We start from the raw sequence: 25944 nt of genomic DNA on the forward strand, positions 1-25944 counted from the left end.
CGGAAAGGAGACATCGAGTCATGCACCTCTACGACCTCTGGTTCGCGCTGATCGCCTTCCTGTGGATCGGCTACTTCTTCCTCGAAGGATTCGACTTCGGCATCGGCGTCCTGACCAGGACGCTCGCGAAGAACCGCACCGAACGCAGAGTCCTCATCAACACAATCGGACCCGTATGGGACAGCAACGAGGTCTGGCTGCTGTCGGCCGTCGGTGGCACCTTCGCCGCCTTCCCCGACTGGTACGCCACCCTGCTCAGCGGCTTCTACCTGCCGTTCCTGGTCATCCTGGTCTGCCTGATCGTGCGGGGAGTCGCCTTCGAGTACCACCACAAGCGCGGCGAGGAACGCTGGCAGCGCAACTGGGAACACGCCATCTTCTGGTGCTCGCTGATCCCCGCGTTCGTCTGGGGAGTCGTGTTCGCCGACATCGTCCGCGGCGTCCCCATCGACGCGCACAAGAACTACGCGGGTGACCTGTCCGACCTCCTCAGCCTCTACTCCCTCCTGGGCGGCGTCTTCACCCTGGTGCTGTTCACCTTCCACGGCGCGGTGTTCGCCACCCTCAAGACGGCCGGCGACATCCGCGGCCGCGCCCGGCGCCAGGCCCGCGTCCTCGGTCTCGACGCACTGGCCCTGGCCGCGGCGTTCCTCATCTGGACCCAGGCCGACCATGGCAACGGCCGCAGCCTGGTGACCGTGGTGATCGCCTGCGTGGCGCTGGCAGCGGCTCCGGTCCTGAACGCACGCGGCCGCGAAGGCTGGGCATTCGCCCTGTCCGGAACGGGCGTCGCAGCCGCCTTCGCCGCGCTGTTCCTCGCGCTCTTCCCCGACGTCATGCCCTCCAGCCTCAGCCCCTCCTGGAACCTCACGGCCGAGAACGCCGCGTCGGGCCACTACACGCTGAAACTCATGACCTGGGTCGCGCTGATCGTCACCCCCCTCGTGATGGCCTACCAAGGCTTCACCTACTGGGTGTTCCGGCAGCGCATCGGCGTCCAGCACATTCCCGGAGCCCAGCCGCCCCGCCTTCCCGCTCAAGCCACTCCGCAGCACGCGCCCGACGTGCCGGCCACTCCCCCCACTGCTCAGAAAGAACTCGTCATGCCCCACTCCCACGCCTCCAAGCCTCCCCGGATCCTCATCGTGGGCGGCGGATACGCCGGCCTCTACACCGCCCGCCGCGTACTGAACAAGCTCCGGCGCGACGAGGCCCAGGTCACCGTCGTGGACCCCCGCTCCTACATGACCTACCTGCCGTTCCTGCCCGAGGCCGCCGGAGGCAACGTCGCCGACCGCAACCTCGTCGCCCCGCTGCGCCCGGCCCTGAAGGGGGCCGAGGTCGTCACCGGACACGTGGTCGGCGTCGACCACACCCGCAGGACCGTCACCGTCGTACCCCCGGCCGGCGACGAGTACGAGCTGGACTTCGACCACCTCGTCGTCGCCACAGGTTCGGTCTCGCGTACCTTCCCCATCCCCGGCCTCGCCGACCACGGCATCGGTCTGAAGACCGTCGAGGAAGCCGTCTCCCTGCGCAACCACGTGCTGTGGCAGCTCGACCGGGCCGACTCCACCACCGACCCCGAGGTCCGCCGCAAGGCCCTCACCTTCGTCTTCGTCGGCGGCGGCTTCGCCGGAGTCGAAGCGATCGGCGAGATCGAGGACATGGCCCGCGACGCGGCGAAGAACTACCGCCACATCAGCCGCGACGACATGCGCTTCATGCTCGTCGAGGCAGCGAACCGCATCCTCCCCGAAATGGGCCCCGACCTCGGCCTGTGGACGAAGCGGAAGCTGGAGGAACGCGGCATCGAGGTCCACCTGGAAACCTCGATGGAATCCTGTGTGGACCGGCAGGTGGTGCTGAAGAACGGCGTCGAGACTCCCGCCTCGACGATCGTCTGGACCGCCGGCGTCAAGCCCAGCCCGCTCCTCACGGACTTCGGCCTCCCCCTCGGCCCGCGGGGCCACATCGACACCGCCGCCACACTCCAGGTCCAGGGCTTCGACAACGTCTGGTCGGCCGGGGACAACGCCCAGGTTCCCGACCTGGCTGTCGGCGAGGGAGCATGGTGCCCGCCCAACGCCCAGCACGCCTGCCGCCAGGCCACCGTCCTCGGCGACAACATCGTCGCCCGCCTGCGCGGCCGCCGGCAGAAGGAGTACAGGCACAAGAACCTCGGCGCGGTCGCCAGCATCGGCCTGCACAAGGGCGTGGCCATCATGTTCGGCAGGATCAAGCTCAAGGGCCGCCCCGCCTGGTGGTTCCACCGCCTCTACCACGGCGCCATGATGCCCACCATGAACCGCAAGATCCGCGTCTTCCTCGACTGGACCCTCGCGATGTTCCTGCGCCGCGAGACCGTCGGCCTGCCCCAGATGGCACACCCCCGGGAGGCATTCGTCGACGCCGCCCTTCCCGAGCCGATGCTGCGCCGCGCCGACCGGTCCGACAACCTGTCCCTGGTCACCGGCGACGGTCACTCAGCGCGGTGACCGCCATCGCCTGAAGGCAAGACCTGCGTCTGTCGCGTATCGAACAGCAGGGCCCCTTGGCGCTCCGTAATCCAACAGGAGCATCAGGGGGCCCTGCCGTGCGAAGCGTGTCCCACGTTCGGGGAGCCTGAGCTCTCGGTCGTCCGCACCGAGTTCTGGGCCGTAGGGATTCCGATCCTCCAGGTCTCCCTATGGAGGGGCTTCCTCGCCGTCGGTGTAGTGGACGGTCTGCATCATCCCGAGTTCTTCGTGGTGGAGTTGGTGGCAGTGGGCGATGGTGTGGCCGGTGAAGTCCTCGAAGGCGACGAGGAAGGTGGCCGATTCTCCGGGGCGGCCGCCGGTCAGGCCGATGGTGTCGTGCCAGACGGGCGGGTCGAGGCGGCGGCCGTTGCGGTGGGTCAGGAGCACCGAGTTGGTGTGGAGGTGGAACGGATGGTTGTGCTCCGGCATCGTCTCGTCGGTGCGCACGGTCCAGCGCTCCACGGTGCCCAGCCGCAGGGTGTGGTTGGTGTGGCCGGGATCGAACAGCCCGTAGGCCGGATCGCGGGTGAGGTCGCCCGCGGGGTCGGCGGCCGGGGTCGGGTGGCTGCCCAGGACGCGGAAGGCGTTCGGGAAGGGGCCGGGGAAAACGGCAGGGTCGGCGTGGAAGACGATCTCGCGGTCGGCGCCGGGGCCGGAGAGGTCTCCCTCGTCGAGGAACGGTCTGCCCGGCGGGAGTGAGGCAGGCAGTTCCATCGGCGGGTTCGCGGGAGGTCCGGCCACGTCGATGGTCATCAGCGGTCCTGGCACCCCGGCGGCCCGCAGTTCGTAGCGGCCGGGCTGTTCGGCGCGTACGAGGATGTCGGCGCGGTTTCCCATGGCGAGGTTCACCTCGTCCCGTGTGACGGGGGCGGGGAAGGTGATGCCGTCCTGTGCGATCTGGGCCATCACCGGGGGTTCGGTCGTGCCGGTGAGGTGGAGGCGCAGAGCGGTGAAGGCGGTCGCGGCGACCAGCCTCCAGCGCTGGACTTCTCCTGGACGGATGCGGAGGGTGGGGTTGACGGTGCCGTTGACGGTGAAGGTGGAGGCGATGCCCGTCACCCAGTCGCCGGAGGTGAAGGCGGGGACACGGCCGTCGTCGAGTTTGAGTTCGCTGATGCAGACGATGAGGTCGGCGGCGGCCCTGATCTCGGGGACCTCGTCGACGTCGCCTTCGACGACGATCACTCCGGCCATTCCCCCGGCGATCTGCTCGGCCGTGGAGCCGTGGAGCCGTGGAGGTGGGGGTGGTACCAGTAGGTGCCGGCGGGGTGGCCCACGGGGATGTGGACGGTCGTGACATAGCGGGGTTCCGGAGTTCCGGCGGCGGCGTCCTCGGCGCTGCGTGGCGGGAACTCGCGCAGGACGTTGTCGGCGTCGCCGGACGGGGAGACGTGCATTCCGTGGGTGTGCAGGTTGAAGCTGTTGGCGCGGTGCGGTGTGTTGTGGCCGCCGGTGTGGGGCGGGTTGGGCGGCAGGCCGTTGACCTGTGTCAGGCGCAGGGTGTCACCGCCCCGTACTCGGAGCGTGGGTCCCGGGATCGTGCCGTTGTAGGTGCGAGTGGTCACGGGTCCGTAGCCCGGTACGTCGAGATCCGTGAGGCGCACGTCGAGCGTCTGCTCCACCACATGCGGGGGTGGGCTGCCCGGCGGACGGGCGGCCGTCGTCGCCGGCTGCGGGAAGGCCGGCGCGGGGCCCGTCATCGCTTGCGCGCGGGGCGCGGTCAGGGTTGCGTGGCGAGCCCCTGCGATACCGGCGACCACGGCGCCCCGCAGAATCAGACGGCGGCTCAGCCCGCGACTCTCTCCCATGACCGGGCAATTTAGGGCAAACGGGCCGACGCGGACCGGCGGCGCACCGCCCAGCCGACCCGCAGTGCCCCGCCGGCCGAGGCAGAGGAACAGGGCACAGGGCACAGGCAACCGCTGCGACAGCGCTCGTGAACGCAGCCCTGGACGATCGTCGACGTGCGATCGCCCACGCGGGGGCGACACCTGCCGAGCTGCGACGTTGCCGGACCCGGGACGTGCCCGGGCTCGGCCGCCACGGAACGGGGGACTTGCAGGGACGGCTTCGTATGCCGCGGACGTCGAGCGGGCGCGGGGCCTGTTCTGGCCGGGCAACTCCAGGCCGTACGTCCCGAGGCCGTCCCCCTCGACGAGCCCCGGCCGCGAACCGCCGTCCCGCAGAGGCGTGATGTGACGGGACGCGGATCGCGGGCGCCGGCTACATCGGGGTCGGCTTGATCAACGCGAACGGGGCGCCCTGCGGGTCGGCGACCACGCTCATGCGGCCGGCCATCATGTCGAACGGCGGGGCGAGGACGGTTCCGCCCCGCTTGACCAGGGCGTCCACAGTGGAGTCCACGTCGTCGACCGCGAAGTAGGTCATCCAGTGGGCGGGGGTGCCGGGCGGGTCGTTGGCGAGCAGGGTGCAGCCGCCGACCGCCCGGTTGCCGACCCGCAGCTCCCAGTAGGCGTCCGCGCCCTCCAGCGGCACGATCTCGATGCCGAAGGCGTCGCCGTAGAAGGCCGCGGCGGCGAGCACGTCGCTGGTGTGCAGCTCGTTCCAGACCAGTGCGCCGGCCTCGTTGACCACCTGGGCGCCGGAGAACTCGCCGGGCTGCCAGACGCCGAACACGGCGCCCTGCGGGTCGGCGGCGACGAGCATCCGGCCGAGCGGGCCGACGTCCATGACCGGGGCGAGCAGGGTGCCGCCGGCGCCGACGATGGCCTCCTGCGTGGCCGGGGCGTCGGTGCTGGCCAGATAGGTGGTCCAGAAGGTCGGCGGTTCCGGCATCCCCTCGGGGGCGGCCCCCGGGCCGATGCCGGCCACGGCCTTGCCGTTCAGCTCGCAGACCGCGTACCCGCCGAACTCGGCCGGGCCGGGGCGGCCCTGCCAGCCGAGCAGGTCGCCGTAGAAGTCCAGCGCGGCCTGCTGGTCCTTCGCCATCAGATCGACCCAGCACGGGGTGCCGGTCGCGTACGGGGTGGTGACTTCGGCCATCTCTCACTCCTCCTGGGTGCGGGTCCGTCCGGGCCGGGTCCGCCCGTCCCTCCCACGCGGGTCCACCCGTCCGTCCGGTGCGGGTCCGTACCGTCCTTCGCGTCCGGGCCCGTCCGTCACCCTCGCCCCGCGACCGCCCGCCCGCCATCCGACACGCCGTGCACGCCGTCACCGGGGACGGCCGTCGCACGCGCACCCCGTAACCGGCGGACGACCGTCGCACGCGCACCCCGTCACGGGGGACAACCGTCGCACGCCACCGGGGCGCCCGGGGCGCCGTGTGAACGGGGGGCGGTCCGGGGCCGTACCCCTGGGTGGATCACGCGTGCACACCGCACGAACCTCTCCGCGGAAGGGAACGTCCACATGACCAGCGCATCGTTCAAGCCCGAGGCGGGACCGGACCGCCGTACGGTCATGGCGGCGGCGGGGGCGGCCGGGCTCGCCGCCGCGCTGACCGCGTGCGGATCGGGCGGCGACTCGTCCGGCACCGGGTCCGACGCCGGCGCGGCGGGCACGTCGCTCGCCAGGACCGCGGACATCCCCGAGGGCGGCGGCAAGATCTTCAAGGACCAGGGCGTCGTGGTCACGCAGCCGACGGCCGGGACGTACAAGGCGTTCTCCTCGAAGTGCACCCACCAGGGCTGCGCGGTCAGCAGCATCGCGAACGGCGTGATCGTCTGCCCGTGCCACGGCAGCCACTTCTCGGTCGAGGACGGCAGCGTGAAGCACGGGCCGGCGACCCAGCCGCTGCCCGCCGAGAAGATCACCGTCTCAGGCGACGAGATCAAGCTGGCCTGAGCAGCCCTCACGCGGCCCCGCCGCGAGGCGGTATCAAGGTCTTGCCCGAGGCCGCGTCGCACGACCACCGCGGTCGGCGGCCACGGGCAGGCCCGCGGAGGGGGCCGGGCGGCCATGGGACGGCCGCGCAGGACTCGGGCGGTACGAGAAAGAGAAGAGGGGGCCGCATGTCCGTCGCTCAGCAGCGCCGGGGCCGGAAGATCATGATGACGCCCGGCGAACTGGACGCTTTCCTCACCGTTCAGCGCACCTGCCGGGTGGCCACCGTCTCGGCCGACGGCACACCGCATGTGAGCGCGCTGTGGTTCGCCTGGGACGGCAGTTCTCTGTGGCTGTACTCGGTGGTGCGGAGCAGGCGTTGGACCCAACTGCGCCACGACCAGCGGGTGGCGGTGGTGATCGACTCCGGTGAGGACTACGAGCAGTTGCGCGGAGCGGAGCTGTCCGGGCGCGTGGAGTTCGTGGGTGAGGCACCCCGGACCGGTGAGCTGTGCGCCGAGCTCGACACCCCGGAAACCCTTTTCGCCCGCAAGTACTTCGGCCTGAACGAACTGCCGCACGACGGCCGGCACGCCTGGGCCCGGCTGACTCCCGAGAAAGTCGTCTCCTGGGACTTCCGGAAGCTGGGAGCGCGTTAGGCCGTGTCCGCAAAGTCTCGCCTGCCCCTCGACGCCCGGCACCCTAGGGCCTGTCTTCCGGATCCTGCCGGGGTCGCGGGGTCCGGCACGCACGGGCCTGCTGTGAGGCGCTGCGGGTCCGGGCCGGCCTGATCCGGAAGAACGATCCCAGGAAGTGCCGAAGGAGGCGGTGGCGATCAGCCGCGCGCCGTGCCACGGTGGTCGGAGGAATGCGCGGATCCTCGCACGGTGGAGGTGACAGCATGACCGGAACAGACGGCGAAGCCGCGTTCGAGAGCTTTCTGGACATGTGGGTGACCGGCACGACGAACGGTCTGCGCGCACCGGTGTTCCGCCGCCCCGGCGAGGTCGGACTCGCCTACGAGAACGTCTCCTTCCCCTCGATGGACGGCGTCCCGCTCGACGGATGGTTCATCCCCGCGGACTCGGACCGACTGATCATCCACAACCACTTCCTGCCGGGAAACCGGTACGGATATCCCGGGCAGCTTCCGCAGTTCGGCAGTCTCGGCGGATTCGAGGTCGATTTCCTCAAGGAATACCGAGCACTGCACGACGCGGGCTACAACATCCTGTGTTACGACATCCGCAATTTCGGCCTGAGCGGCGCGGCGAACGGCGACACCGTCGGCATCGGGCTGCTCGAGTACCGGGACGTGATCGGCTCGGTGTGGTACGCGCGGTCCAGGCCGGACACCGGATCGATGACCACGTTCCTGCTCAGCGTGTGCCTCGGCGCGGACTCGACCTGTGTCGCCATGGCCCTGCACCCCGGGGAGTTCGAGGACATCGAGTCGCTCATCCTGCTCCAGCCGGTGTCGGGCAGCTACATCATCGAGGAGTTCGTCAAGGCGTACGACATCCCCGACGGGTACGACCGGTTCGACACGCGGCTGCACGAGCGGACCGGTTTCCGTCTCGCCGAGCAGTCGCCGCTCGAGTACGCCAGATCGATCCGCATGCCCACGCTCGTCGCCCAGGTGCACCACGATTCGATGACGCGCCCCGAGGACGTGCAGTCGATCTACGACGCGATCCCGGCGGAGCAGAAGAAGCTCGTGTGGATCGAGGGCACGACCCGGCGTTTCGACGGCTACAACTACTTCGGGGAGCATCCCGAGGTGGCGATCGACTGGTTCGAGACACACTCCGGGTGAACGGGGCCGCGCCATCCCGCACCGTCACCTCGTCACCCCATCACCCCGTCGCCCCACCAGCCCGCCGGACAGCCGCGGAGCGGTCAGCTCGGTCCGAGCCGCCGAGCCGCCGCTCCCAGCGCGTCGACCGCCGCCCGGATCGAGGGCCGGCGGTCGGCGTCCGCGCGCCACAGGACGTAGACGTGCCGGCGCACACGCTGCCTGAGCGGCACCAGGACCACGTTCGCGGGCACCGGGTCGCGTCCGAGCAGCGGTGCGATGCACACGCCCAGCCCGGCGGCCACCAGGCTCAGCTGGGTGTGCGTCTCGCCCGCGCGGTGGCCGACGATCGGCTCGATGCCCTTGGAGCGCAGGGTGAAGACCAGCCACTCGTGGCAGAACTCCCCCTCGCCCCAGGTGATCCACTCGTCCTCCGCGAACTCGGCGAGGTCGACCTCGTCGCGGTGCGCGAGGCGGTGACCGGCGGGGAGGGCCACGTCGGCGGGGTCGTCCAGCAACGGGGCCTTGACCAGGCCGTCGGGCACCGGCATCGGCTTGTTGTACCAGTCGAGGACGACCGCGAGATCGAGGTCGCCGCGCACGACGCCCGCGATGCCCTGCTCGGGTTCCAGCTCGCTGGAACGCACCCGCAGCCCCGGGTGGTCGGCGCGCAGGGAGGCGAGGGCGGCCGGGAACAGTCCGCGGGCGGCGGTCGGGAACGCCGACAGCCGCAGCTCGCCGACGACCTGCCCCCGGTGCGCCTCCAGGTCGGACCGGGCGAGCTCCACCTGGGAGAGGATGCGCGTCGCGTGCTCGGACAGCAGCCGCCCGGCGTCCGTGAGGCGCACGCCGCGCCCGTTCTTGGCGAGGAGCTGCTGACCGACCTCCCGTTCCAGCTTGCCCAGCTGCTGCGAGACCGCGGACGTGGTGACGTGCAGCGCGTCCGCAGCGGCGCTGACGGAGCCGTGCCGGGCGACGGCGTCCAGGGTGCGCAGGCGCTCCAGGTTCAACATGTAAGTGATTCTAAGAGGTACAGCTTCAGAAATCTCGATTGTGCTACGAGATGACGCCCCGCATCCTTGCGGCATGAGCACGGTCACCCCATCCGGGACCCAGTCCCCCGCAACCGCCACCGCCTCGTCCCGCGCGGACTCCCGCCCCCTGGCCGCCCCGCAGCCCCGGCCCCGCCTGGACTGGCGGCTGCGCTTCGGCGCCCTGTCCCTGATCTGGGGCTTCAGCTTTCTGCTGATCAAGGTCGGCACCGAGAGCTTCGCGCCCTTCCAGGTCACCCTCGGCCGCCTGGTGTTCGGTACGGCGGTCCTGGCGGCGGCGATGGCCGTGAAGCGGGAGCGGCTGCCGCGCGGGAAGCGCGTGTGGGCGCACCTGACGGTCGCCGCGTTCCTGCTGAACGCGCTGCCGTTCTCCCTCTTCGCCTACGCGGAACTCACGATCCCGTCCACCCTGGCCGGCATCTGCAACGCCACCTCGCCGCTGTGGGGCATGATCCTCTCCCTGGTGGCCCTCTCCGAGGACCGGCCGACCCGGGTGCGCTTCGCGGGTCTCGGCCTCGGCTTCGTCGGAGTGCTGACCGTGCTCGGGGCGTGGCAGGGCTTCCACGGGCTCGACGCCACCGGCACCGCGCTGGCACTGCTGGCCTCACTGAGCTACCCCATCGGCTGGATCTACGTCCGCCGCACGCTGGCCGGCACGGGCTACTCCCATCTGTCCATGACCGGGGCGCAATTGCTGCTGGCGACGGTGCAACTGGCGCTGGTCACACCCGTCTTCACCACGCTCCCCACACACTTCTCGCTCGTCCCGCTGCTGGCGGTCGCCGCGCTGGGAGCCCTCGGCACGGGGCTGGCGGTCCTCGTCCAGTACGGCCTGGTCGCCGAAGTGGGGCCCACGACGGCCCAGATGGTCACGTACTTCATCCCGGTCATCGCCACGGCGGCCGGTGTGGCGATCCTCGGTGAGTCGCTGCGCTGGACCACACCGGTCGGCGCGGTGATCGTCATCGCGGGCGCCGCGCTGACCCAGGTGCGGCGGAGTCCGGGAAGCACGGCTCCCCGGGCGCGGCTGACGGGAAGGCTCCGCAAGAACGTCTGACAGTGGGTGCGGCGGGGCAGTCCGCGTCTGACAGTCGGCGCGGCGGCGCAGCCCGCGCATGACAGCGGGGGCGGCGAGGCAGGCCGCGTCCGACAGCGGGGGCGGCGGGCAGCCCGCGGCACGCCTCGGCCTCCCCGGACCCCGGGGATGCCGGGGATACCGGGGATACCGGGGATACCGGGGATGCCGAAGGCCACCGCGGAACACGCCTCAGCTGTACGCGCGCGCCGGGACCGGGCCCATCGCCGCCGCGATCGCGTCCGCCAGGGGATCGGCCTCGGCCGGGGTGAGCGTGGAGACCGTGACCCGGATCCCGGGAGGCGTGCCGAGCCGGTAGCGGGCGCCGGGGGAGACCGCCCAGCCCGCGTGCAGCAGCCGGGCGACCGTGGCGGTCTCGTCGCGCACGGGCACCCAGACGTTGAAGCCGCTGCGGCCGTGGGCGGCGACACCGCGCCGCGCGAGGGCGTCGATCAGCAGGTCCCGCCGGACGCCGTACGCACCGGCGACTTCCGCGCCGTCCACCGCGTCGTCGGTCCACAGCCGGACCACGGCCCGCTGGAGCAGCAGGCTCACCCAGCCGGGACCGAGCCGCTGCCGCCCCCGGACCCGGTCCACCGTGACGGGGTCGCCGGTGAGGACGGCGAGGCGCAGGTCGGGGCCGTAGGCCTTGGCGACGGAGCGGACGAGCGCCCAGTGGTGGGTGACGCCGGCCAGCGGGTGCAGGGGCAGGTCCACGATGCCGTGGCCGTGGTCGTCCTCGACGAGGAGGGTCTCGGGGTGGTCGCGCAGCACCGCGCGCAGGGCACGCGCGCGCGTGGCGCTCACCGAGGCGCCGGTCGGATTCTGCGCGCGGTCGGTGACGAGCAGGGCCCGGGCCCCGGACTCGAGGGCGCGGCGCAGGTCCTCGGCGCGCGGGCCGTCGTCGTCCACGCCCACCGGAACCGGGCGCAGCCCCAGCGCCGGGACGAGGTCGAGGGTGCGGCCCCAGCCCGGATCCTCCACGGCGACCGCGTCGCCGGGCCTGAGATGGACGGACAGGACGCGTTCGACGGCGTCGAGCGAGCCCGAGGTGACGGTGAGCGGCCCTTCGGGGACGCCGTCGGCCGCGAACGCGGCCCGGGCGAGGCGCGCCAGGTCCGCGTCCACGGGGTCGGCGCCGTACAGGACCGGATGCCGGTCCGCGTCCGCCGCCGCGGCCGCGAAGGCCGGTGCGAGGGGCGGGAGCAGCGCCGGGTCGGGGTTGCCGCTGGACAGGTCCCGCACTCCGGCGGGCACCTCCACCCTCAGGTCCTCGCGGCCCGTGGTGGCCGGCCTGGGCCGGACCCGGCTCCCCCGGCGGCCGGCGGTCTCGATCACCCCGCGCTCTCGCAGGGTGCGGTAGGCGGCCGCGACCGTATTGGGGTTCACCCCGAGCGCTTCGGCCAGCTCCCGCATGGGCGGCAGCAACTGGCCCGGCGTCAGCTCCCCCGCGCCGACCGCGCGCTCGACGCTGGCCGCGATCTCCGCAGCGCCGCTTCCCTGGATCGGATACTCTCCTAGCACAAACCCAATTATGCACTAGTGCAATGAGTCAGGCCAGTCAGCGCCACCCTTGGAGGGATCGCCCATGCACGGGGAAACGGCACCGCAGTCCGCCGCCTACGCACCCACCGACCGCACCGTGCCCACCCGGTCGGCGGACCGGGCGTCGTACGACAAGGATCTGGTGCACGCGATACTCGACGAGGGCTACGTCTGCCATCTCGGGTTCGTCCGCGACGGCGCCCCGGTGGTGCTGCCGACGCTGTACGCCCGGGTCGGCGAGCGGCTCTACGTCCACGGGTCCACCGGCTCGCGCCCGCTGCGGATGAGCGGCGCGGCCGACCCGGGTCTGCCGGTGTGCCTGACGGTCACCCATGTCGACGGGCTGGTACTGGCCCGTTCCGCCTTCCACCACTCCGTCAACTACCGCTCGGTGGTGGTGCACGGCATCGCCCACGAGGTCACCGACCCCGAGGAGCGGCGTCTCGCCCTGGACGCCCTGGTGGACCACGTGGTGCCGGGCCGGGCGGCCGACTCCCGTCCCGCGAACAAGAAGGAGCTGGCCGCCACCGCCGTCGTCCGCCTCGACCTCGACGAGGTCTCGGCCAAGACGCGCACGGGCGGCGCCAACGACGAGCCCGAGGACCTCGCCCTGCCGCACTGGGCCGGCGTCCTCCCGCTCCGCAAGGGGTACGACGCCCCGGTCGCCAACGCCGATCTGGCACCCGGCGTCGCCCTGCCGGACTATCTGGCGGCGCGGGCGTAGACGGACGCGAACGGACCGGGCCGCACGCCCCGCCCGGGGACGGGAAGGGTGCGGCCCGGAGCCGGTCAGACCGTGACCGGCTGCCGCCGTCCGGCCCCGCGCGCCTCGCCCACCGCGAGTCCGGCGACCGCGCCGAGCATGAGCAGCGTGCCGCCCACGGTGGCCGCCGTGAGGTGCTCGCCGAGCAGGACGACGGCGAGCACTGCCGCGGTCACCGGCTCCAGCAGCATGATCACGGAGACGGTGGCGGACCGTACGACGGCCGCGCCCGCGAAGTAGAGGGCGTAGGCGAGGGCCGTCGGGACGGACGCGATGTAGGCGAGCAGGACGAGCAGCCGCACGGGGTGGCCGGTGTGCGGAAGCAGCCCCTCGTGCAGGGCGAACGGGAGCAGGCACAGGGTGGTGACCGCGAAGGCCGAGACGGTGGTCCCGGAGGAGCCGGCCGTGCCCTCCCGTCCCCACCAGCGGGTGAGCAGCGTCATCACGCTGTAGCCGGCCGCCGACGCGAGCGCGAGGAGCACACCGGCCGGTCGGACCGTGGCGTCCGAGCCGCCGAGCGTCAGTACGGTGAGGCCGGCGAGCGCCCCGGTGATCGCGAGGACGCCGCCGGCGCCCAGCCGCTCCCCCAGGAGCACCCGGGCGCCGAGCGCGATGAGGACGGGTCCGGCGCCGAGGGTGACCACGGTGGCCACGGCCAGTCCGGTCGACTGCACGGCCGCGAAGTAGGCCGTCTGGAACACGGCCAGGCCGACGCCGGTGGCGAGGGACTTCCGCAGGCGCGGCCAGAGCGGTCCGGGCGTGGCGGGCGCCGCCGGACGGCGCAGCAGACGGGCCGCCAGCAGCAGGACGAGCCCCGCGGCGCAGCGCCAGAAGGAGAGGGCGAAGGGGCCCATGTCGGCCGCGCGGTAGACGAGCGACGCGGCGGCACCCGCGGTGCCCCACGTGGCACCGGTGACGACGAGATAGAGCAGGCCACGTCCGGTGGACAGGCCGGAGACAGCGTTCGGCATGAGGGGTTCTCCGCAGAAGCGCACTCGGGGAGTGCGGAAGGAAGGCGTCCCGTCTCGGCGGGGCGCACGGACTTCATCTGCGGGCAGCACCGTCCCGCCCGGCGCGGTGCGCGTCGGGCGCGTTCTTCCCGGAGGCCCGCCTCAGGCGGCCGGGGGCGGAAGGACGAGTGCGTGCGAATGCATGATCAACAGCCTACGCAGCCGTGCCCCGGGCGGACAACTCCCTTTCCGCGCCGCCCTCAGCGACGGGGTCCGGGGAGCCCTTGGCGGGCGCCGAGGACTGCGCGATGAACGCGCCGACGAGCACGACGGCCCCACCGGCGATCTGCGGCGCCGACAGGTGCTCCCCGAGCAGCACCCACGCCAGCACGGTCGCCATGACCGCCTCCAGGCAGGCCACGACCCCCGCGACCTGCGGTGACAGCCGGCGCACCGACAGCACGCCGGTGATGTACGCGACGACCGTGGCGACGAGCACGATCCAGCCGATCAGCAGTGCGGCCGGGACCTCGGTGCCGTTCATGCGCACGGAGCCGGCCAGCACCGGCAGGTCCATCGTCCACGGCCGGGCCACGACGGTGAGCACGGCGGCGCCGGTCAGCAGCCCGAAGGCGATCACGCCCAGCGGGTCGGGCGCCTCCTCCCCCGCGTCGCCGCCCTGGTCGGACAGGATGAAGTAGCCGACCTGGCAGCAGGCGGCGCCGAGCGCGAGCAGCAGGCCGAGGGCGTCGAACCGGAGGCCCGCCCACACCTCCACCACGCACGCGAGCCCGCCCGCCGCGAGGACCACGCCGAGCGCGGCGGCCCGCGTCACCGGCCGGCGCTGCACGAAGCGCACCCAGCCGAGGACCAGCGCGGGCGCCAGGTACTCGACGAGCAGCGCCACTCCGACCGGGATACGGGATATCGCGGCGAAGTAGCAGGCCTGGACGCCGGCCACGGCGAGCAGCCCGAACCCTGCGAGCAGCGCGGGGCGCCGGCGCACCAGTGCCCGGTGGCGCACCGCGAGCGGCAGCATGACCAGGGCCGCCCCGGTCACACGCAGCCACACCACGTGCAGGGGTTCGAGCCCCGCCTCGATCAGCGGCTTCGCCGCCACCCCGGATCCGCCGAAGGCCAGCGCCGACAACAGGGCGAGGCCCAGGCCGACGCCCCTTCCCTGACCGCCACGACCGCTCTCAGACATGCGCACCGGCACATGATGGCAGGCGAGGACATGAGCGTCACCCCTGTTGACACCTGTCTCATGGAACGGACGGACGAAACCGGCGACCGGGACACGGAGGGGCGCCGCGGACGGCCCGACCGGAACACCGGGTCCTCGCAAGCGGCCCTGAGCCCGGCGGGCGGCACATCGCTCCAGGCCGACGACACCCCTGTACAACAGCCGACCCCGCAGCCACGGCGCACCGCGCCCGGTGGGACGCCCCAGCACCGCGCGCCGCGCTCAGCGGGCGGCTCCCCCGTCCGTGCGTTCGGCGGCGCCGGTCCCGGTGAACTCCCCCGCCCCGGACTCGATCCGGGCGCGCAGGCCGGCCGCGGGGACGCCGGCACGTTCCAGTACCTCCACGGCCCGGGACGCGGGGTCCACCACGAGCGAGGCGAGCAGATCCCTGCCGCGGGCCAGGGGTTCGCCGCGTTGCCGGGCGCGCCTGCGGGCGTCCTCCATGGCGGCCGCCGCGGCGGGCGACCAGTCGCCGGCACCCCCGGGCTCACCGCCTCGGCGGGTGCGGCGGGGCAGCGGAACGGGAGCGCCCGCACCGGGACCGGCGCCGGAGTTCTCCACGCCGCTCTGCCAGCGCAGCCCGTAGCCGATGCTGCGCTGCACGAGGTAGCCGAGCAGCCTGGCGAGTTGGGGGGCGGTGCCGACGGCGGCACGGACCTCGGGGTCGGACTCCAGGAGCGAGTGGAGCAGATGAGCGGTGTCGATCTGCCGGTCCCCGTCCCGCAGGGCCCGACGGCGGGCACCGGCGACCACCGCCACCAGCTCCGCCCCGAGCCCGGCGTCGTCCTCGGCGGGCGGTCCGCCCTCGTCATGAACGTCCCGGCGCGTCATACGGGGTTGCACATCCCCCACCTCACCAGTCCCGGCGGCCCGGGGCATCCACGGGGGGAACCATTCTCGGGTCCCACGCAGAGTGGACGCGCCGGGCCGAAATCTCATCCTCACGGAGGAGATCAGGCGGCAGGGTGCCACGGGGCGTGCGCCGCACGGGAACGCGCCCCGCACGCAACCGCACCCGTGGGCCGGTACGTCCGTCAGATATATGGAGCACGGGTGCGAGTGCTGGCTGGTCGCCCTGCCGGCGGCCGACGGCAGGCAGTACGTGTACCGGGTGTACGCCCCGGGGGACGCGCTCCCCGCCGACCTGTTCTGGGAAGCGTGGCACTGCCACGACGAGAGCGCGTTCCCGCGCGCGTGCGATCTGTTCGACGCGGCGGTGATCCGCCGGCTGGGAACGTGAGGGTCCCGCCGGCCGGGAGCGTGAGGGGTGGCGCCGGGCCGGGAAGGTGAAGGTGGCGCCGGCCAGGAACCTGAGGGTGGCGCCGGCCGGGAACGTGGGGGGCGCGCCGACCGGGACGTGAGGGTCCCGCGGCGACGGTCGTGCGGGCCGGCCCCGCACTTCGCCGCCGCGGCCCCGGGAGCGCGGAGGTGCCCCGCGGAGTTCCACGGGGCACCCTCGTCGCCGTACGGCCTCAGTCCTCGTCGGCGAGGATGAGGTAGAGCTTCTTGCGGGCGTCGTTGATGACGCCGAGCGCCTTCTCGCGCTGCTCCTTGGTGCCGGTCTTCCAGACCTGGCCGAAGGCCTCCATCAGGCCGTACCCCGCCTGGCGGATCTCGGTCAGGGCCTCCCAGTCCACCCCGCGCGAGGCCTCTTCCCAGGGCGCCTCGGGCCCCTCCTCCGCGGCGGTACGACCGCTCTCGGTGAGGGAGAACAGCTTCTTGCCGCCCTCGCTCGCGCTGGCGATCAGACCCTCGTCCTCCAGGAGCTGGAGGGTGGGGTAGACCGAGCCCGGGCTGGGCTTCCAGGCGCCGCCGCTGCGCTCGGCGATCTCCTGGATCATCTCGTAGCCGTGCATGGGGCGGTCCTTCAGCAGGGCCAGGATCGAGGCGCGCACATCGCCGCGCCGCGCCCTTCCCCTCGGCCCGCCGCGCCCGCGCGGCCCCCAGGGCCCCGGCCCGAATCCCGGCCCGCCGGGACCGAATCCCGGTCCGCCGGGCCCGAACCCGGGACCGCCCGGCCCGAAGGGCCCGAAGGCGGCGCGGCGCCCCTCGAACCCGCCGAATCCACCGAACCCGCCCCGCCCACGCCGGCCGGGACCGCCCTGGTGATGTCCATGCTCGAATCCGTGACCGTGCATCGCGATCACTCCATCCCCTAGTCGACCTGTCACGTATCACTCACGTCCTTACGCGACATCTCAACGATATATCGGAACCGATCGCCTGACAATGCCCTTGCGAAATGGCGTGGTCGGGTCCGCCCGGCGGTCAGGCGGGGACGCCGGACCGGTTCAGGACGGCGGCCATCTCGTGTTCGGGGAGCGCCGGGTTGGCGCCCGCGCTGGAGGCCAGTTCGGGTGCGTGGAGGGCCTCGTGGAGCCGGTGGAGCGGGAGGCGCGGGTCCGCGGCCGCCGCCTGGCGCGTCCAGACGGCGGGGTCACGGCTGAGGCGTTCGATCAGCGCGGGCGTGGCGGCCGGATCCCGAACGGCCAGTCGGCGGTAGATGCCGTCCGGGTGGTCCGCGTAGCGGGCGGCGAGGCCTTCGCGGGGAAAGCGCGGGTGCGTCTCCGCCATCCAGGCGGAGAACGTCCCGCCGAGCCTCGCGTACACACGCATCAAAACCTCCTCCGGGGTGTCGGGGTGGTGGACGCCCAGGAGGTTCTCCACCACCGGGTCCTCGACGCGCGCCAGCAGGCGCAGCAGGTCGGGCGGCAGGTGGGGGCTCCGGGCGGCGGCGCGCCGGAGCAGCGGGTGGGCGGAGGCCGCGGCCCGACGCAGTATCTCGGGATCGGTCAGCCCGTCTCGTACCCACCGCACGCCGTCGCCCCGGTCGAAGTGCCCGACGGTGAAGTCGATCGCCATGCGCCGTGCCTCGTCCAGTTCGGGCCTGAGGGACACCGCGAGCCGTACGGCCTCGTCGGGGTCGGTGGAGAGCCGCTCCACGAGGTCGGCCGGCACCGACGGGTTCTCGGCGAGAGCCGCCAGATGTGTGCGCTCGGCGACGCACCGCTCGGCGTCGGCGCGAACGAGGAGTCCTCGGCGCAGCGCCTCGGCGGCGGACTTCGGATCGCGGAGGAGTTCGGCGGTGACGCGTGCGTCCCGTCGGCACTCCCGGAGCGCGGCGGCCCGCCGTACTCCGGCATCAGGGTCGGCAAGCAGCGCCGACCGCTCGCCCGGCGGCAGGATGTCCCATGCGCGCACCGCTTCCCGGCGCGCTGCAGGACTGTGGTGAGCGGCCATCGAGGCCACGAACGACGGCACCAGATGGGGCGAGTCCAGCAGAGCCGTCCGGACGGAAGGGGCGGGGTCGTCGAGCAGGCGGGCGCACACGGCGTCCGGGAGCGGCGCGACCTTCGTGCGCGGGGCGTGGACCTCGGGGCCGTACGCGAGAGCCGCCCGCACCTCGGAGGACGGATCGTGCGCGAGCCGGGCCCGCTGTGCGGGCTCCGCCCCGGCACTCGTCGCGAAATCGATCCGGACTCCCGGATCCGGGTGGGCCAGGATCACCCTGACGGCCGATTCCGGAAGCCCGGCCCGCCGCAGCGCATCACGGGGCGGACGACGGTCACCGCCCCCGCCGAAGGCGAGCAGGCGCAGCAGCAGCGGTGTCGGCAGTGCCGGATTACGGGCGACACCGTCGAGCGCGGACGCGTGGCGCACGACCATGAATCCCCCATCTCCGCGTCTTCCGTCGGCTGGTTCACACCCATGGTCCCCCGCCCGACAGCCCGTCCGGCGGCCGGGGAGGCAGTTGCGATCGGCCGGACAGCGCCCGACGGTTCGGCTGCTCGGCCGCTCGGCGGTTCAGCGGCTCGGCTTTCACGTCGGCGACGGGGCGCGGCTGAAGACACGGGGTACGGCGGTCACTCGATGAACGTCCACGTCCATCGAGTGACCGCCGGCCCGGTCAAGTGGCGGCCTGGCTGCGGGATGCCGGGTTCACCGTCGAGGGTCAGCTGTTGATCGACCCCGACGGGAGCGTTCCGGGCGCGGTTCTCTTCGCACGCTGTCGGTCGTGACCAGGCAAGCCGTCCGGCGCACTCGGTACACGGCCCAAGAAGGGGCCACCTGGGGCGGATTGGCCTTGGCCGGCCGGGCGTCGGGGTCCTAGCCTCGTCGGCATGCGTATGCGGATCGTGGATGCCTTCACCGACCGGCCCTTCGCCGGCAACCCGGCCGGGGTGCTGCTCCTGGACGACGTCTTCCCCGACGACGACTGGCTCCAGAAGGTCGCCATGGAGGTCAACCACGCGGAGACGGCGTTCGCGCACCGGCTGCCCGGGGGCGGCGAGGCGGACTGGGCGCTGCGCTGGTTCACCCCGCTCGCGGAGGTGGCGATGTGCGGGCACGCCACGCTGGCCACGGCGCACGTGCTGAGCAGCACCGGCGCGCACGAAGGACCCGTCCGGTTCGCCACGCGCAGCGGCGTCCTGACCGCCACCCCCGGCACCGACGGCTGGATCACCCTGGACTTCCCGACCGCCCCGCTCACCCCCGTCGAACCGCCGGCCGGCCTCGCGCGCGTGCTGGGCGCCGAGCCGACGGCCATGTACGACACCGGCCCCCAGGTCGGCGACCTGCTGGTGGAACTGGCCGACGAGAAGACCGTACTGAGCCTCTCCCCCGACCTCCGGTCCCTGGGCACCCTCTCCACCCGCGGCGTCATCGCCACCGCCCGGGCCGCCGACCCCGCCCTGGGCTACGACTTCGTGTCGCGCTGCTTCTTCCCCAACGTCGGCATCGACGAGGACCCGGTCACCGGCAGCGCCCACACCGCGCTGGCCCCGCACTGGTCCGCCCGCCTCGGCCGGAACACGCTGACCGGACTCCAGGCCTCCCGCCGTACCGGAGTCGTACGCACGGAACTGCGCGGCGCTCGCACCCTGTTGTTCGGCCGCGCGGTCACCGTCATCGACGGCGAACTGCTCGCCTGAACCGCCCAGGTCCTGAGGGGGGCGTCCTTGGGTCCTCGCGGACCCACGAAGACCGGGGAGACGCCCCCTAGGCCGTCGGCAGCCAGCTCACGTGGCCGGCGAGCAGCGCATAACCGACGAAGGCGCCGATGTCGAGGAGGGAGTGCGCGACGACCAGCGGGCCGACGCGCCCCCAGCGGCGGTAGAGCCAGACGAAGACCACGCCCATGACCATGTTGCCGATGAAGCCGCCGATGCCCTGGTAGAGGTGGTACGAACCGCGCAGCACCGCGCTGCCCACCATCGCGGCGGCCGGGCTCCAGCCCAACTGGCCCAGTCTGCGCAGCAGGTAGCCGACGACGATCACCTCTTCGAGGACCGCGTTCTGCACCGCGGAGAGGATCAGCACCGGGAACTTCCACCACACGTCGGGCAACGCCTCGGGCACCACGGTGAGGTTGAAGCCGAGGGCGCGGGCGGCCAGGTAGAAGGCGATGCCCGTGCTGCCGATCACGGCGGCGACCGCCGCTCCCCGGCCGAGGTCGGACCAGGGCCGGGTGCGGTCGAAGCCCAGCGCGCGCAGACTCGATCCCTCCCGCGTGAGCAGATGGGCGACCAGCACGACGGGCACCAGCGCGGTGGCGATGCCGAAGAGCTGCCAGGCCAGGTCGAGCCAGGGACGGCCGGGCGCGGCGGAGGCGTTGAGGGTGGCCGCCTGGTCCTTCAGACCGCCCGGCTTGGTGACCGAGCCGATGAAGCTGATGAGCGCGGACACCCCGCTCGCGCCGAGCGAGAGCGCGAGGACGAGCAGCGTCTCGTCGCGCAGCAGGCGCCGCGGGAGGCGCTCGCGCGCCACGGACGGAACGGACTCGGCCACCGGGTCAGCCTCCACCTGCACTCCAACCGTCAGGCGGCTCTGCCGCCCCTGCCTCATCTTCGTCCGCAAGGATCGCAGAAGCGGGGCACGGCACAGGGCACCGGGCCGCCCGCGGGCCGCGCCCACCTGGCGAACCCACAGGTGCCGCACAGGCGAGAGGGCTCGGAGGCAGGAGAGCGGAGGGCGCGGAGAGCAGGAGGGACACGTAGGCGGGAGAGGGACACGTAGGCGGGAGAGGCACGCAGGTCGAAGAGGCCCGCGAGCCGGAGGGGCACGCGGGCCGGAGGGGCACGCGGGCCGGGAGACGGTGACGCCCGGTCAGACGACGTGGAGCAGGTCGTCGACGGGGCGGCGGGGCGACGGACGCCCCTGAGGGCCGTAGCCGACCCGCAGGATCATCTGCACATGGGCCATGTCGGAGGCGGGCTCGCGGGCCACCCAGCGCAGTTCGGGCCATTCCAGGGGCTGCGAGGTGAGGGAGGCGACCAGCCCGTTCGCGGTCGCCACGAGCAGGACGCGTTCCAGCGCCTGTCCCGCGCGCAGCCAGTCCGCGGGGCCGTCGTGGGCGGTGCCCAGCAGGGCGATGCGCGGGTGCCGCTCGAACGCGGACGTGCCGCGGCCGGGAACCCGGCGGCCGGCGGCGAAGTCGCGCACCGGGGACGGGCCGCCAAGGCCCGCGCGGGGACCGAAGGCGGCGGCCGGGACACCGTCCGGCGCCGGGTCCGGTCCGGAGTCCGGGTCCAGGTACGGGTGGACGTCCGGGTCCGGTCCGGGCTCCGGGAGCCTGGCCCAGCGGACGGTCTCTTCGCGCACGGCGGGGTCCAGCGTCTGCAGGAGTTCCGCGTCGCCCATGAGGTTCAGGAGCGACTGGACGTGCCAGGGCCCGGGGAAGATCAGCTGGGCCCGCTCGGCGTGCGCGGCATCGATCAGCCGCTCGGTCAGGGTCGCCGGGATGTCGTCCTCGCGGAAGGGACAGCGGCTGGAGTGCCGCCGGGCGACCGCCGGCCACAGCTCCGCGAGGGACGCGTCCGGCACTCCCGGGCCGCTCGGGCCGCTCGGGCCGCTCGGGCCGCTCGGGCCGCTCGGGCCGCTCGGGCCGCTCGGGCCGCTCGGGCCGCTCGGGCCGCTCGGGCCGCTCGGAGCACCCGAACCGCCCAGGTCACCCGGGCCCCCCGAACCGGCCGGGCCGCTAAGGCCGCCCGAACCGCCCAGGTCGCTCAGGCCGGCCGAACCGCCCGGGCCGAGCGGCCGGATCTCCGCGAGCAGCGTGGGGTCGGCCGGGTCCGGCAGCAGCCGGACGGCGGGTGTCAGGCCGGACGCGGCGGCGGCCACGCGCAGGTTGAACAGCGCGGCCCCGCAGCCCAGGTGAAGACCCCGGTCGGCCGGGTCGGTCCTGGGCAGGGCGCGCGTCCGGTCGGCGTACAGACGCAGGACGGCCTCGGCCGTCAGGAAGCGGAAGGACCAGGGCTGGGCGTTGTGCAGCGACGGCGCGGCCGAGGCCGCCGCCACGAGTGTCCGTACGACCTCCACGTCGAGGGCGCGCGCGGTCCCCGCCGCGCCGTCGCCGCCGTCCCGGCCGTGGCCGTCGTCGGCGGGGAGCCACGGGGTGCGGGCGGTCCCGGGGGGTGTCGCCGGGCCCGTTTCCCCGGCCGGTGCGGGAACGCTCATCGTCGCCTCCTTGCAGCCGCGGCGCTTCGTACGGGGGCGCCGGTTCCAGGAAAGCCTGCGGGGGCCGTGTCCCGCAGGGGCCATTGGTCCCTGTCCCGGGCTCCGAAGGGCCCGGGGCGGCGCCGGCCGGAACCCGGTTCAGTGCTCCGCCCGGCCTTCCGGGGCGCATCGGGTCGGGAGGCGAGGGCCACCACCGCACCCGCCCCCGCACCCTGCGCCGCACCCCGAGCACGGCCGGGATCCGGACCGTCCGGCCGCGCACAGGGGCCTCCCGGCCCATGCCGCGGCACGCGGGTACCGGCGATGCTGGAGGCGGCCGGTTCCGGGGCCGTACCGGTCGCGCACGATCCAGCGGCCGACCGGCCGGGAAGGGTGAGGAGCACGATGAAAGGCTTCGTCTTCCACGGGCCGGGGCAGGCGTCCTGGCAGGACGTACCGGACCCCGTGATCAAGGACCCGGCCGACGCCGTCGTGAAGGTCGGCGCGGTCACCATCTGCGGAACGGATCTGCACATCCTCAAGGGCGACGTTCCGGAGGTCCCTCCGGGCACGGTCCTCGGGCACGAGGCGGTCGGAGAGGTCGTCGAGACCGGCAGCGAGGTGCGTACGGTGCGGCCCGGGGACCGCGTCGTCGTCTCCTGCATCTCGGCCTGCGGCCGCTGCGCCTACTGCCGCGAGCGCCGCTACGGCCAGTGCCTGGGCGGGGGCGGCTGGCTCCTGGGGCACCTCGTCGACGGGACCCAGGCAGAGTACGTCCGGGTGCCGTTCGCGGACCTGTCCCTGCATGTGCTGCCCGCCGGGCTGAACAGCGCGGACGCCGTCCTCCTGGCGGACGTGCTGCCCACGGCGTACGAGGTGGGGGTGCTCAACGGGTGCGTGCGGCCCGCGGACACGGTGGTCGTCGTCGGCGCGGGCCCCATCGGTCTGGCGGTGGTGGCGGCCGCCAGGCTGTTCTCCCCCGAGCGGATCATCGTCGTCGACCCGGATCCCTTCCGGCTGAAGACCGCCCGGCTGTTCGGCGCCGACGCCGTGGCCGACCCGGGGGACGACGCGGCGCAGCTGGTCGCCGATCTGACCGGCGGACTCGGGGCGGAGACGGCCGTCGAGGCCGTGGGCGTGCCGGAGAGCTTCGAACTGTGCACCCGGGTGGTCCGGCCGGGCGGTCGCGTGGCCAACATCGGGGTGCACGGCAGGCCGGTCACGCTGCATCTGGAGGACCTGTGGATCAGGGACGTGACGATCACGACCGGTCTGGTCGACACGTACTCCACCCCGGAGCTCCTGAGGACGGCCGCCGCCGGGCGCCTGCCGTGCGACCGGCTCATCACCCACACGTTCCCGCTCCAGCAGATGGAGGAGGCCTACGACGTCTTCTCGCACGCCGCCGGGACCGCCGCGCTCAAGGTGGTGCTCGGCGACGCCCGCCACGCGGACGTGGCGGTGACCAGGGACTGCCACAGCCAGCTGTGACGGTGCCCGGTCCCCGGGCGGGACGGTCCGCTCCCCCGGACCGTCCCGCTCACGGGCGTGGCGTGCCCGGGAACCGCCGCTTCCACCGCCGTTCCCGCCGTACGGCGGCTAGGCTGAAGCCGACCCGCCGGAGCCGGGTCCCCGCGTCCACGGACCTGGAGGGACGACGTGGTGGAAGGCCCGGATGAGCCCCGCGTACGGATGCCGCGTCTGAAGCTCGACGAACTGCTCGAGGAGCTCCAGGCCCGGATCGACGCCGCCCGCAGCACCCAGGACCGGGTCCGCAGCCTGCTGGAGGCCGTCCTCGCCGTCGGCCGGGAGCTCGACCTGCAACAGGTCCTGCACTCCATCGTCGAGGCGGCGGCGGTCCTCGTGGACGCCGAGTACGCCGCCCTCGGCGTCATCGGACCGGACGGCACCCGGCTCTCCGCCTTCCACACGGCGGGCGTCGGCGCCGAACGGATCGCCGCGATCGGCCCCTACCCGCAGGGGCACGGCATCCTCGGCGAACTGATCCGGCGTCCCGAGCCGCTGCGCCTCGCGAAGCTCTCCGCCCACCCGTCCTCGTACGGCTTCCCGCCCGGCCACCCTTCGATGGAGAGCTTTCTCGGCGTCCCGATCCGCATCCGCGGCCAGGTCTTCGGCAATCTCTACCTGACCGAGAAGCGCGGCGGCGCGGAGTTCGACGAGGAGGACGAGTCGGTGCTCTCCACGCTCGCGGTCGCCGCGGGCGTCGCCATCGACAACGCGCGCCTGTACGAGGAGTCGCGGCTCCGCGAACGCTGGCTCGTGGCGAACGCGGAGATCGGGCACAGCCTGATGTCCGGAAGCGAGAGCGCCGCGTCCCTGGGCCTGATCGCCGAGCGCGCCCGGGACATCTCCGGCTCCGCCCTGGCCGCGGTCGCCGTTCCCATGACGGGCGGCCGCTCGCTCACCGTGGAGATCGCCCTGGGCGTCGACGCGGAGGCGCATCGCGGGCTGGTGCTGCCGGTGGACAGGACCCTGATGGGGCTCGCCTACGGCTCCGGGGCCCCGGCCGCGAGCGACGACGTGGCCCACGACGTCCGCATCGACCCCGAGCCGCCGCGGTTCGGCGGGCTCGGTCCCGCGGTGGCGGTGCCGATCGGCACCGGCGAGGGCGGGGTGCGCGGCGTGGTGCTGGTGGCCCGCGAGTCCGGGCAGCCGGTCTTCCTGCAGAAGGAGACCGAGATGCTGCAGAGCTTCGCCGCGCAGGCCGCGATCGCGATGGAACTCGCCGACCGCAGACGCGACGCCCAGCAGATCGCGCTCCTGGAGGACCGCGACCGCATCGCGCGGGACCTGCACGACCTCGCCGTCCAACGGCTGTTCGCGGCGGGGATGACCCTGCAGAGCGCCTGCCGCTTCATCGACCATCCGGAGGCCTCCGAGCGGGTGCTGCGCGCGGTGGACGACCTGGACGAGACCTGCAAGATCATCAGATCGACGATCTTCGGTCTCCGGTCGCACCGGGGACCCGCCGCGGCCGGACTGCGGGCCAGGATCGTGCAGGCGGTCGGCGCGGCCGCCCCGGTGCTCGGCCTCACCCCCGCACTGCGCATGGAGGGGCTGGTCGACACGGACGTGCCGCCCGTGATCGCCGACCACGTGGTGGCCGTGCTGACCGAGGCCCTCACCAATGTCGCCCGGCACGCCCGCGCGGACCATGTCCGGGTGGCGCTCACGACGGACGGCCACGAGGTGTGCCTGACGGTCCTCGACGACGGGGTGGGCATCGCACCGGGCGCCCGGCGCGGAGGCCTGCTCAACATGGCGGAGCGCGCGGAGAAGCTCGGCGGGCGGCTCGACGTGACCTCCGCCGACGGCGCGGGCACCGAACTGCGGTGGCGGGTGCCGCTGCCTGTGCGGGCGCCCGGCGAGCAGGAGACGCGGGCACCCCGGTCCGCCCGGTCCCCGGCGCCCCGGGGTGTCGGGGACCGGGCGGACCGGGGACCGGAACCACCCGGCCAGAGTGGCTGAGCACGGCGACGCGGCGGCCCGTGGCGCGTGGCCGACAGCCGCTTCCGGACCGGCCGGGCCGAGGGGTTCCGGTCCGCGCCCCTGCGACGAGGGCGGTGCGGCGGCGGAGCACCTCGCTCTCAGGCCCGGGCTCCTGCGGGCGCGCGCGCCGCTACGACCCGTTCGACCGTACCGGGGTGCCGGCGTACCCGGGCGGGGGGACCGGGAGTGCCGGCGTACCCGAGCGGGGCGGGGACCGGAGTGCAGGGGTACCCGGGCGGGGGACCGGGAGTGCCGGCGTACCCGAGCGG

Annotated in this window: 22 protein-coding genes and 1 pseudogene; 11 read left to right on the forward strand and 12 right to left on the reverse strand. The window is 73.4% G+C overall.

From position 1 onward, the window contains the following. Positions 1 to 20: 20 nt before the first annotated feature. Together cydB and ACIPRD_RS14915 are read left to right on the forward strand one after the other, a co-directional pair. Positions 21 to 968 (forward strand): annotated as a pseudogene (cydB, locus tag ACIPRD_RS14910) (cytochrome d ubiquinol oxidase subunit II); the annotation flags it as partial. Between the two features lie 135 nt (positions 969 to 1103). Then, positions 1104 to 2498 (forward strand): NAD(P)/FAD-dependent oxidoreductase, encoded by a 1395-nt coding sequence (locus ACIPRD_RS14915; RefSeq protein ID WP_401563201.1) that lies wholly within the window; start codon positions 1104 to 1106, stop codon positions 2496 to 2498. 189 nt (positions 2499 to 2687) lie between these two features. Here the strand turns inward: ACIPRD_RS14915 and ACIPRD_RS14920 are convergent, their stop codons facing one another. The 3 genes from ACIPRD_RS14920 to ACIPRD_RS14930 all read right to left on the reverse strand — a co-directional run bounded on the left by ACIPRD_RS14920 (position 2688) and on the right by ACIPRD_RS14930 (position 5522). Beyond that, complete coding sequence (locus ACIPRD_RS14920) at positions 2688 to 3704, reverse strand: multicopper oxidase family protein (protein ID WP_401563110.1); 1017 nt, start codon at positions 3702 to 3704, stop codon at positions 2688 to 2690. Next, complete coding sequence (locus tag ACIPRD_RS14925; RefSeq protein ID WP_401563111.1) at positions 3701 to 4327, reverse strand: multicopper oxidase domain-containing protein; 627 nt, start codon at positions 4325 to 4327, stop codon at positions 3701 to 3703. The genes ACIPRD_RS14920 and ACIPRD_RS14925 overlap by 4 nt, the downstream gene beginning before the upstream one ends. A gap of 415 nt (positions 4328 to 4742) precedes the next feature. After that, complete coding sequence (locus ACIPRD_RS14930; RefSeq protein ID WP_401563113.1) at positions 4743 to 5522, reverse strand: VOC family protein; 780 nt, start codon at positions 5520 to 5522, stop codon at positions 4743 to 4745. A gap of 366 nt (positions 5523 to 5888) precedes the next feature. Between ACIPRD_RS14930 and ACIPRD_RS14935 the strand changes: the two genes are divergently transcribed. The 3 genes from ACIPRD_RS14935 (at position 5889) to ACIPRD_RS14945 (ending at position 8118) form a co-directional block, all read left to right on the forward strand. Beyond that, positions 5889 to 6323 carry a Rieske (2Fe-2S) protein gene (locus tag ACIPRD_RS14935; RefSeq protein ID WP_401563115.1) on the forward strand — a complete coding sequence of 145 codons (435 nt, stop codon included), beginning with the start codon at positions 5889 to 5891 and terminating at the stop codon, positions 6321 to 6323. A gap of 167 nt (positions 6324 to 6490) precedes the next feature. Next, positions 6491 to 6961, forward strand: coding sequence for a pyridoxamine 5'-phosphate oxidase family protein (locus ACIPRD_RS14940; RefSeq protein WP_356403191.1), 471 nt, complete (start codon positions 6491 to 6493; stop codon positions 6959 to 6961). A 242-nt stretch (positions 6962 to 7203) separates the two neighbouring features. Next, positions 7204 to 8118 carry an alpha/beta hydrolase family protein gene (locus tag ACIPRD_RS14945; RefSeq protein WP_401563117.1) on the forward strand — a complete coding sequence of 305 codons (915 nt, stop codon included), beginning with the start codon at positions 7204 to 7206 and terminating at the stop codon, positions 8116 to 8118. A gap of 83 nt (positions 8119 to 8201) precedes the next feature. On the opposite strand, the gene ACIPRD_RS14950 is transcribed toward ACIPRD_RS14945, so the two are convergent. Beyond that, complete coding sequence (locus ACIPRD_RS14950) at positions 8202 to 9110, reverse strand: LysR family transcriptional regulator (protein WP_356403183.1); 909 nt, start codon at positions 9108 to 9110, stop codon at positions 8202 to 8204. Positions 9111 to 9183: 73 nt separating this feature from the next. Between ACIPRD_RS14950 and ACIPRD_RS14955 the strand changes: the two genes are divergently transcribed. Continuing rightward, positions 9184 to 10206, forward strand: a complete 1023-nt coding sequence (locus tag ACIPRD_RS14955; protein ID WP_401563119.1) for a DMT family transporter — start codon at positions 9184 to 9186, stop codon at positions 10204 to 10206. A 210-nt stretch (positions 10207 to 10416) separates the two neighbouring features. Here ACIPRD_RS14955 and ACIPRD_RS14960 read toward each other — a convergent pair whose 3' ends face one another. After that, a complete protein-coding gene (locus ACIPRD_RS14960) occupies positions 10417 to 11748 on the reverse strand; it encodes an aminotransferase class I/II-fold pyridoxal phosphate-dependent enzyme (RefSeq protein ID WP_401563121.1) in 1332 nt (443 codons plus the stop codon). 64 nt (positions 11749 to 11812) lie between these two features. Here ACIPRD_RS14960 and ACIPRD_RS14965 point away from each other — a divergent pair, with 64 nt between their 5' ends. Continuing rightward, a complete protein-coding gene (locus tag ACIPRD_RS14965; protein WP_356403173.1) occupies positions 11813 to 12493 on the forward strand; it encodes a pyridoxamine 5'-phosphate oxidase family protein in 681 nt (226 codons plus the stop codon). A 65-nt stretch (positions 12494 to 12558) separates the two neighbouring features. On the opposite strand, the gene ACIPRD_RS14970 is transcribed toward ACIPRD_RS14965, so the two are convergent. The 3 genes from ACIPRD_RS14970 to ACIPRD_RS14980 all read right to left on the reverse strand — a co-directional run bounded on the left by ACIPRD_RS14970 (position 12559) and on the right by ACIPRD_RS14980 (position 15559). After that, entirely contained in the window at positions 12559 to 13503 is a 945-nt protein-coding gene (locus ACIPRD_RS14970; protein WP_401563123.1) for a DMT family transporter, read from the reverse strand. Positions 13504 to 13696: 193 nt separating this feature from the next. After that, positions 13697 to 14701, reverse strand: a complete 1005-nt coding sequence (locus ACIPRD_RS14975; protein ID WP_356403167.1) for an EamA family transporter — start codon at positions 14699 to 14701, stop codon at positions 13697 to 13699. 249 nt (positions 14702 to 14950) lie between these two features. Beyond that, positions 14951 to 15559 (reverse strand): Clp protease N-terminal domain-containing protein, encoded by a 609-nt coding sequence (locus ACIPRD_RS14980; RefSeq protein ID WP_401563125.1) that lies wholly within the window; start codon positions 15557 to 15559, stop codon positions 14951 to 14953. A gap of 211 nt (positions 15560 to 15770) precedes the next feature. On the opposite strand from ACIPRD_RS14980, the gene ACIPRD_RS14985 reads away from it, so the two are divergent. Continuing rightward, positions 15771 to 15968 carry a hypothetical protein gene (locus tag ACIPRD_RS14985; RefSeq protein ID WP_356403161.1) on the forward strand — a complete coding sequence of 66 codons (198 nt, stop codon included), beginning with the start codon at positions 15771 to 15773 and terminating at the stop codon, positions 15966 to 15968. 232 nt (positions 15969 to 16200) lie between these two features. Here ACIPRD_RS14985 and ACIPRD_RS14990 read toward each other — a convergent pair whose 3' ends face one another. Both ACIPRD_RS14990 and ACIPRD_RS14995 read right to left on the reverse strand, forming a co-directional pair. Further along, a complete protein-coding gene (locus tag ACIPRD_RS14990; protein ID WP_356403158.1) occupies positions 16201 to 16866 on the reverse strand; it encodes a PadR family transcriptional regulator in 666 nt (221 codons plus the stop codon). 130 nt (positions 16867 to 16996) lie between these two features. Next, the gene (locus ACIPRD_RS14995) at positions 16997 to 18394 is read right to left on the reverse strand and encodes a Mucin-2 (RefSeq protein WP_401563127.1); all 1398 of its coding nucleotides are present in this window, start codon (positions 18392 to 18394) and stop codon (positions 16997 to 16999) included. 455 nt (positions 18395 to 18849) lie between these two features. On the opposite strand from ACIPRD_RS14995, the gene ACIPRD_RS15000 reads away from it, so the two are divergent. Further along, positions 18850 to 19662: a PhzF family phenazine biosynthesis protein gene (locus tag ACIPRD_RS15000; protein ID WP_401563129.1), complete on the forward strand. Its 813-nt coding sequence runs from the start codon at positions 18850 to 18852 to the stop codon at positions 19660 to 19662. Between the two features lie 67 nt (positions 19663 to 19729). Here ACIPRD_RS15000 and ACIPRD_RS15005 read toward each other — a convergent pair whose 3' ends face one another. Both ACIPRD_RS15005 and ACIPRD_RS15010 read right to left on the reverse strand, forming a co-directional pair. Continuing rightward, complete coding sequence (locus ACIPRD_RS15005) at positions 19730 to 20539, reverse strand: type II CAAX endopeptidase family protein (RefSeq protein WP_356403149.1); 810 nt, start codon at positions 20537 to 20539, stop codon at positions 19730 to 19732. 297 nt (positions 20540 to 20836) lie between these two features. Beyond that, positions 20837 to 22186: a nitroreductase gene (locus ACIPRD_RS15010; protein ID WP_401563131.1), complete on the reverse strand. Its 1350-nt coding sequence runs from the start codon at positions 22184 to 22186 to the stop codon at positions 20837 to 20839. 384 nt (positions 22187 to 22570) lie between these two features. On the opposite strand from ACIPRD_RS15010, the gene ACIPRD_RS15015 reads away from it, so the two are divergent. Together ACIPRD_RS15015 and ACIPRD_RS15020 are read left to right on the forward strand one after the other, a co-directional pair. Then, positions 22571 to 23656, forward strand: a complete 1086-nt coding sequence (locus ACIPRD_RS15015) for an alcohol dehydrogenase catalytic domain-containing protein (RefSeq protein WP_356403143.1) — start codon at positions 22571 to 22573, stop codon at positions 23654 to 23656. 201 nt (positions 23657 to 23857) lie between these two features. Continuing rightward, positions 23858 to 25654, forward strand: a complete 1797-nt coding sequence (locus ACIPRD_RS15020; protein WP_401563203.1) for a GAF domain-containing protein — start codon at positions 23858 to 23860, stop codon at positions 25652 to 25654. Positions 25655 to 25944: the final 290 nt, after the last annotated feature.

This window comes from Streptomyces sp. NPDC090108 (genome assembly GCF_044747185.1).
Lineage (GTDB): Bacteria > Actinomycetota > Actinomycetes > Streptomycetales > Streptomycetaceae > Streptomyces.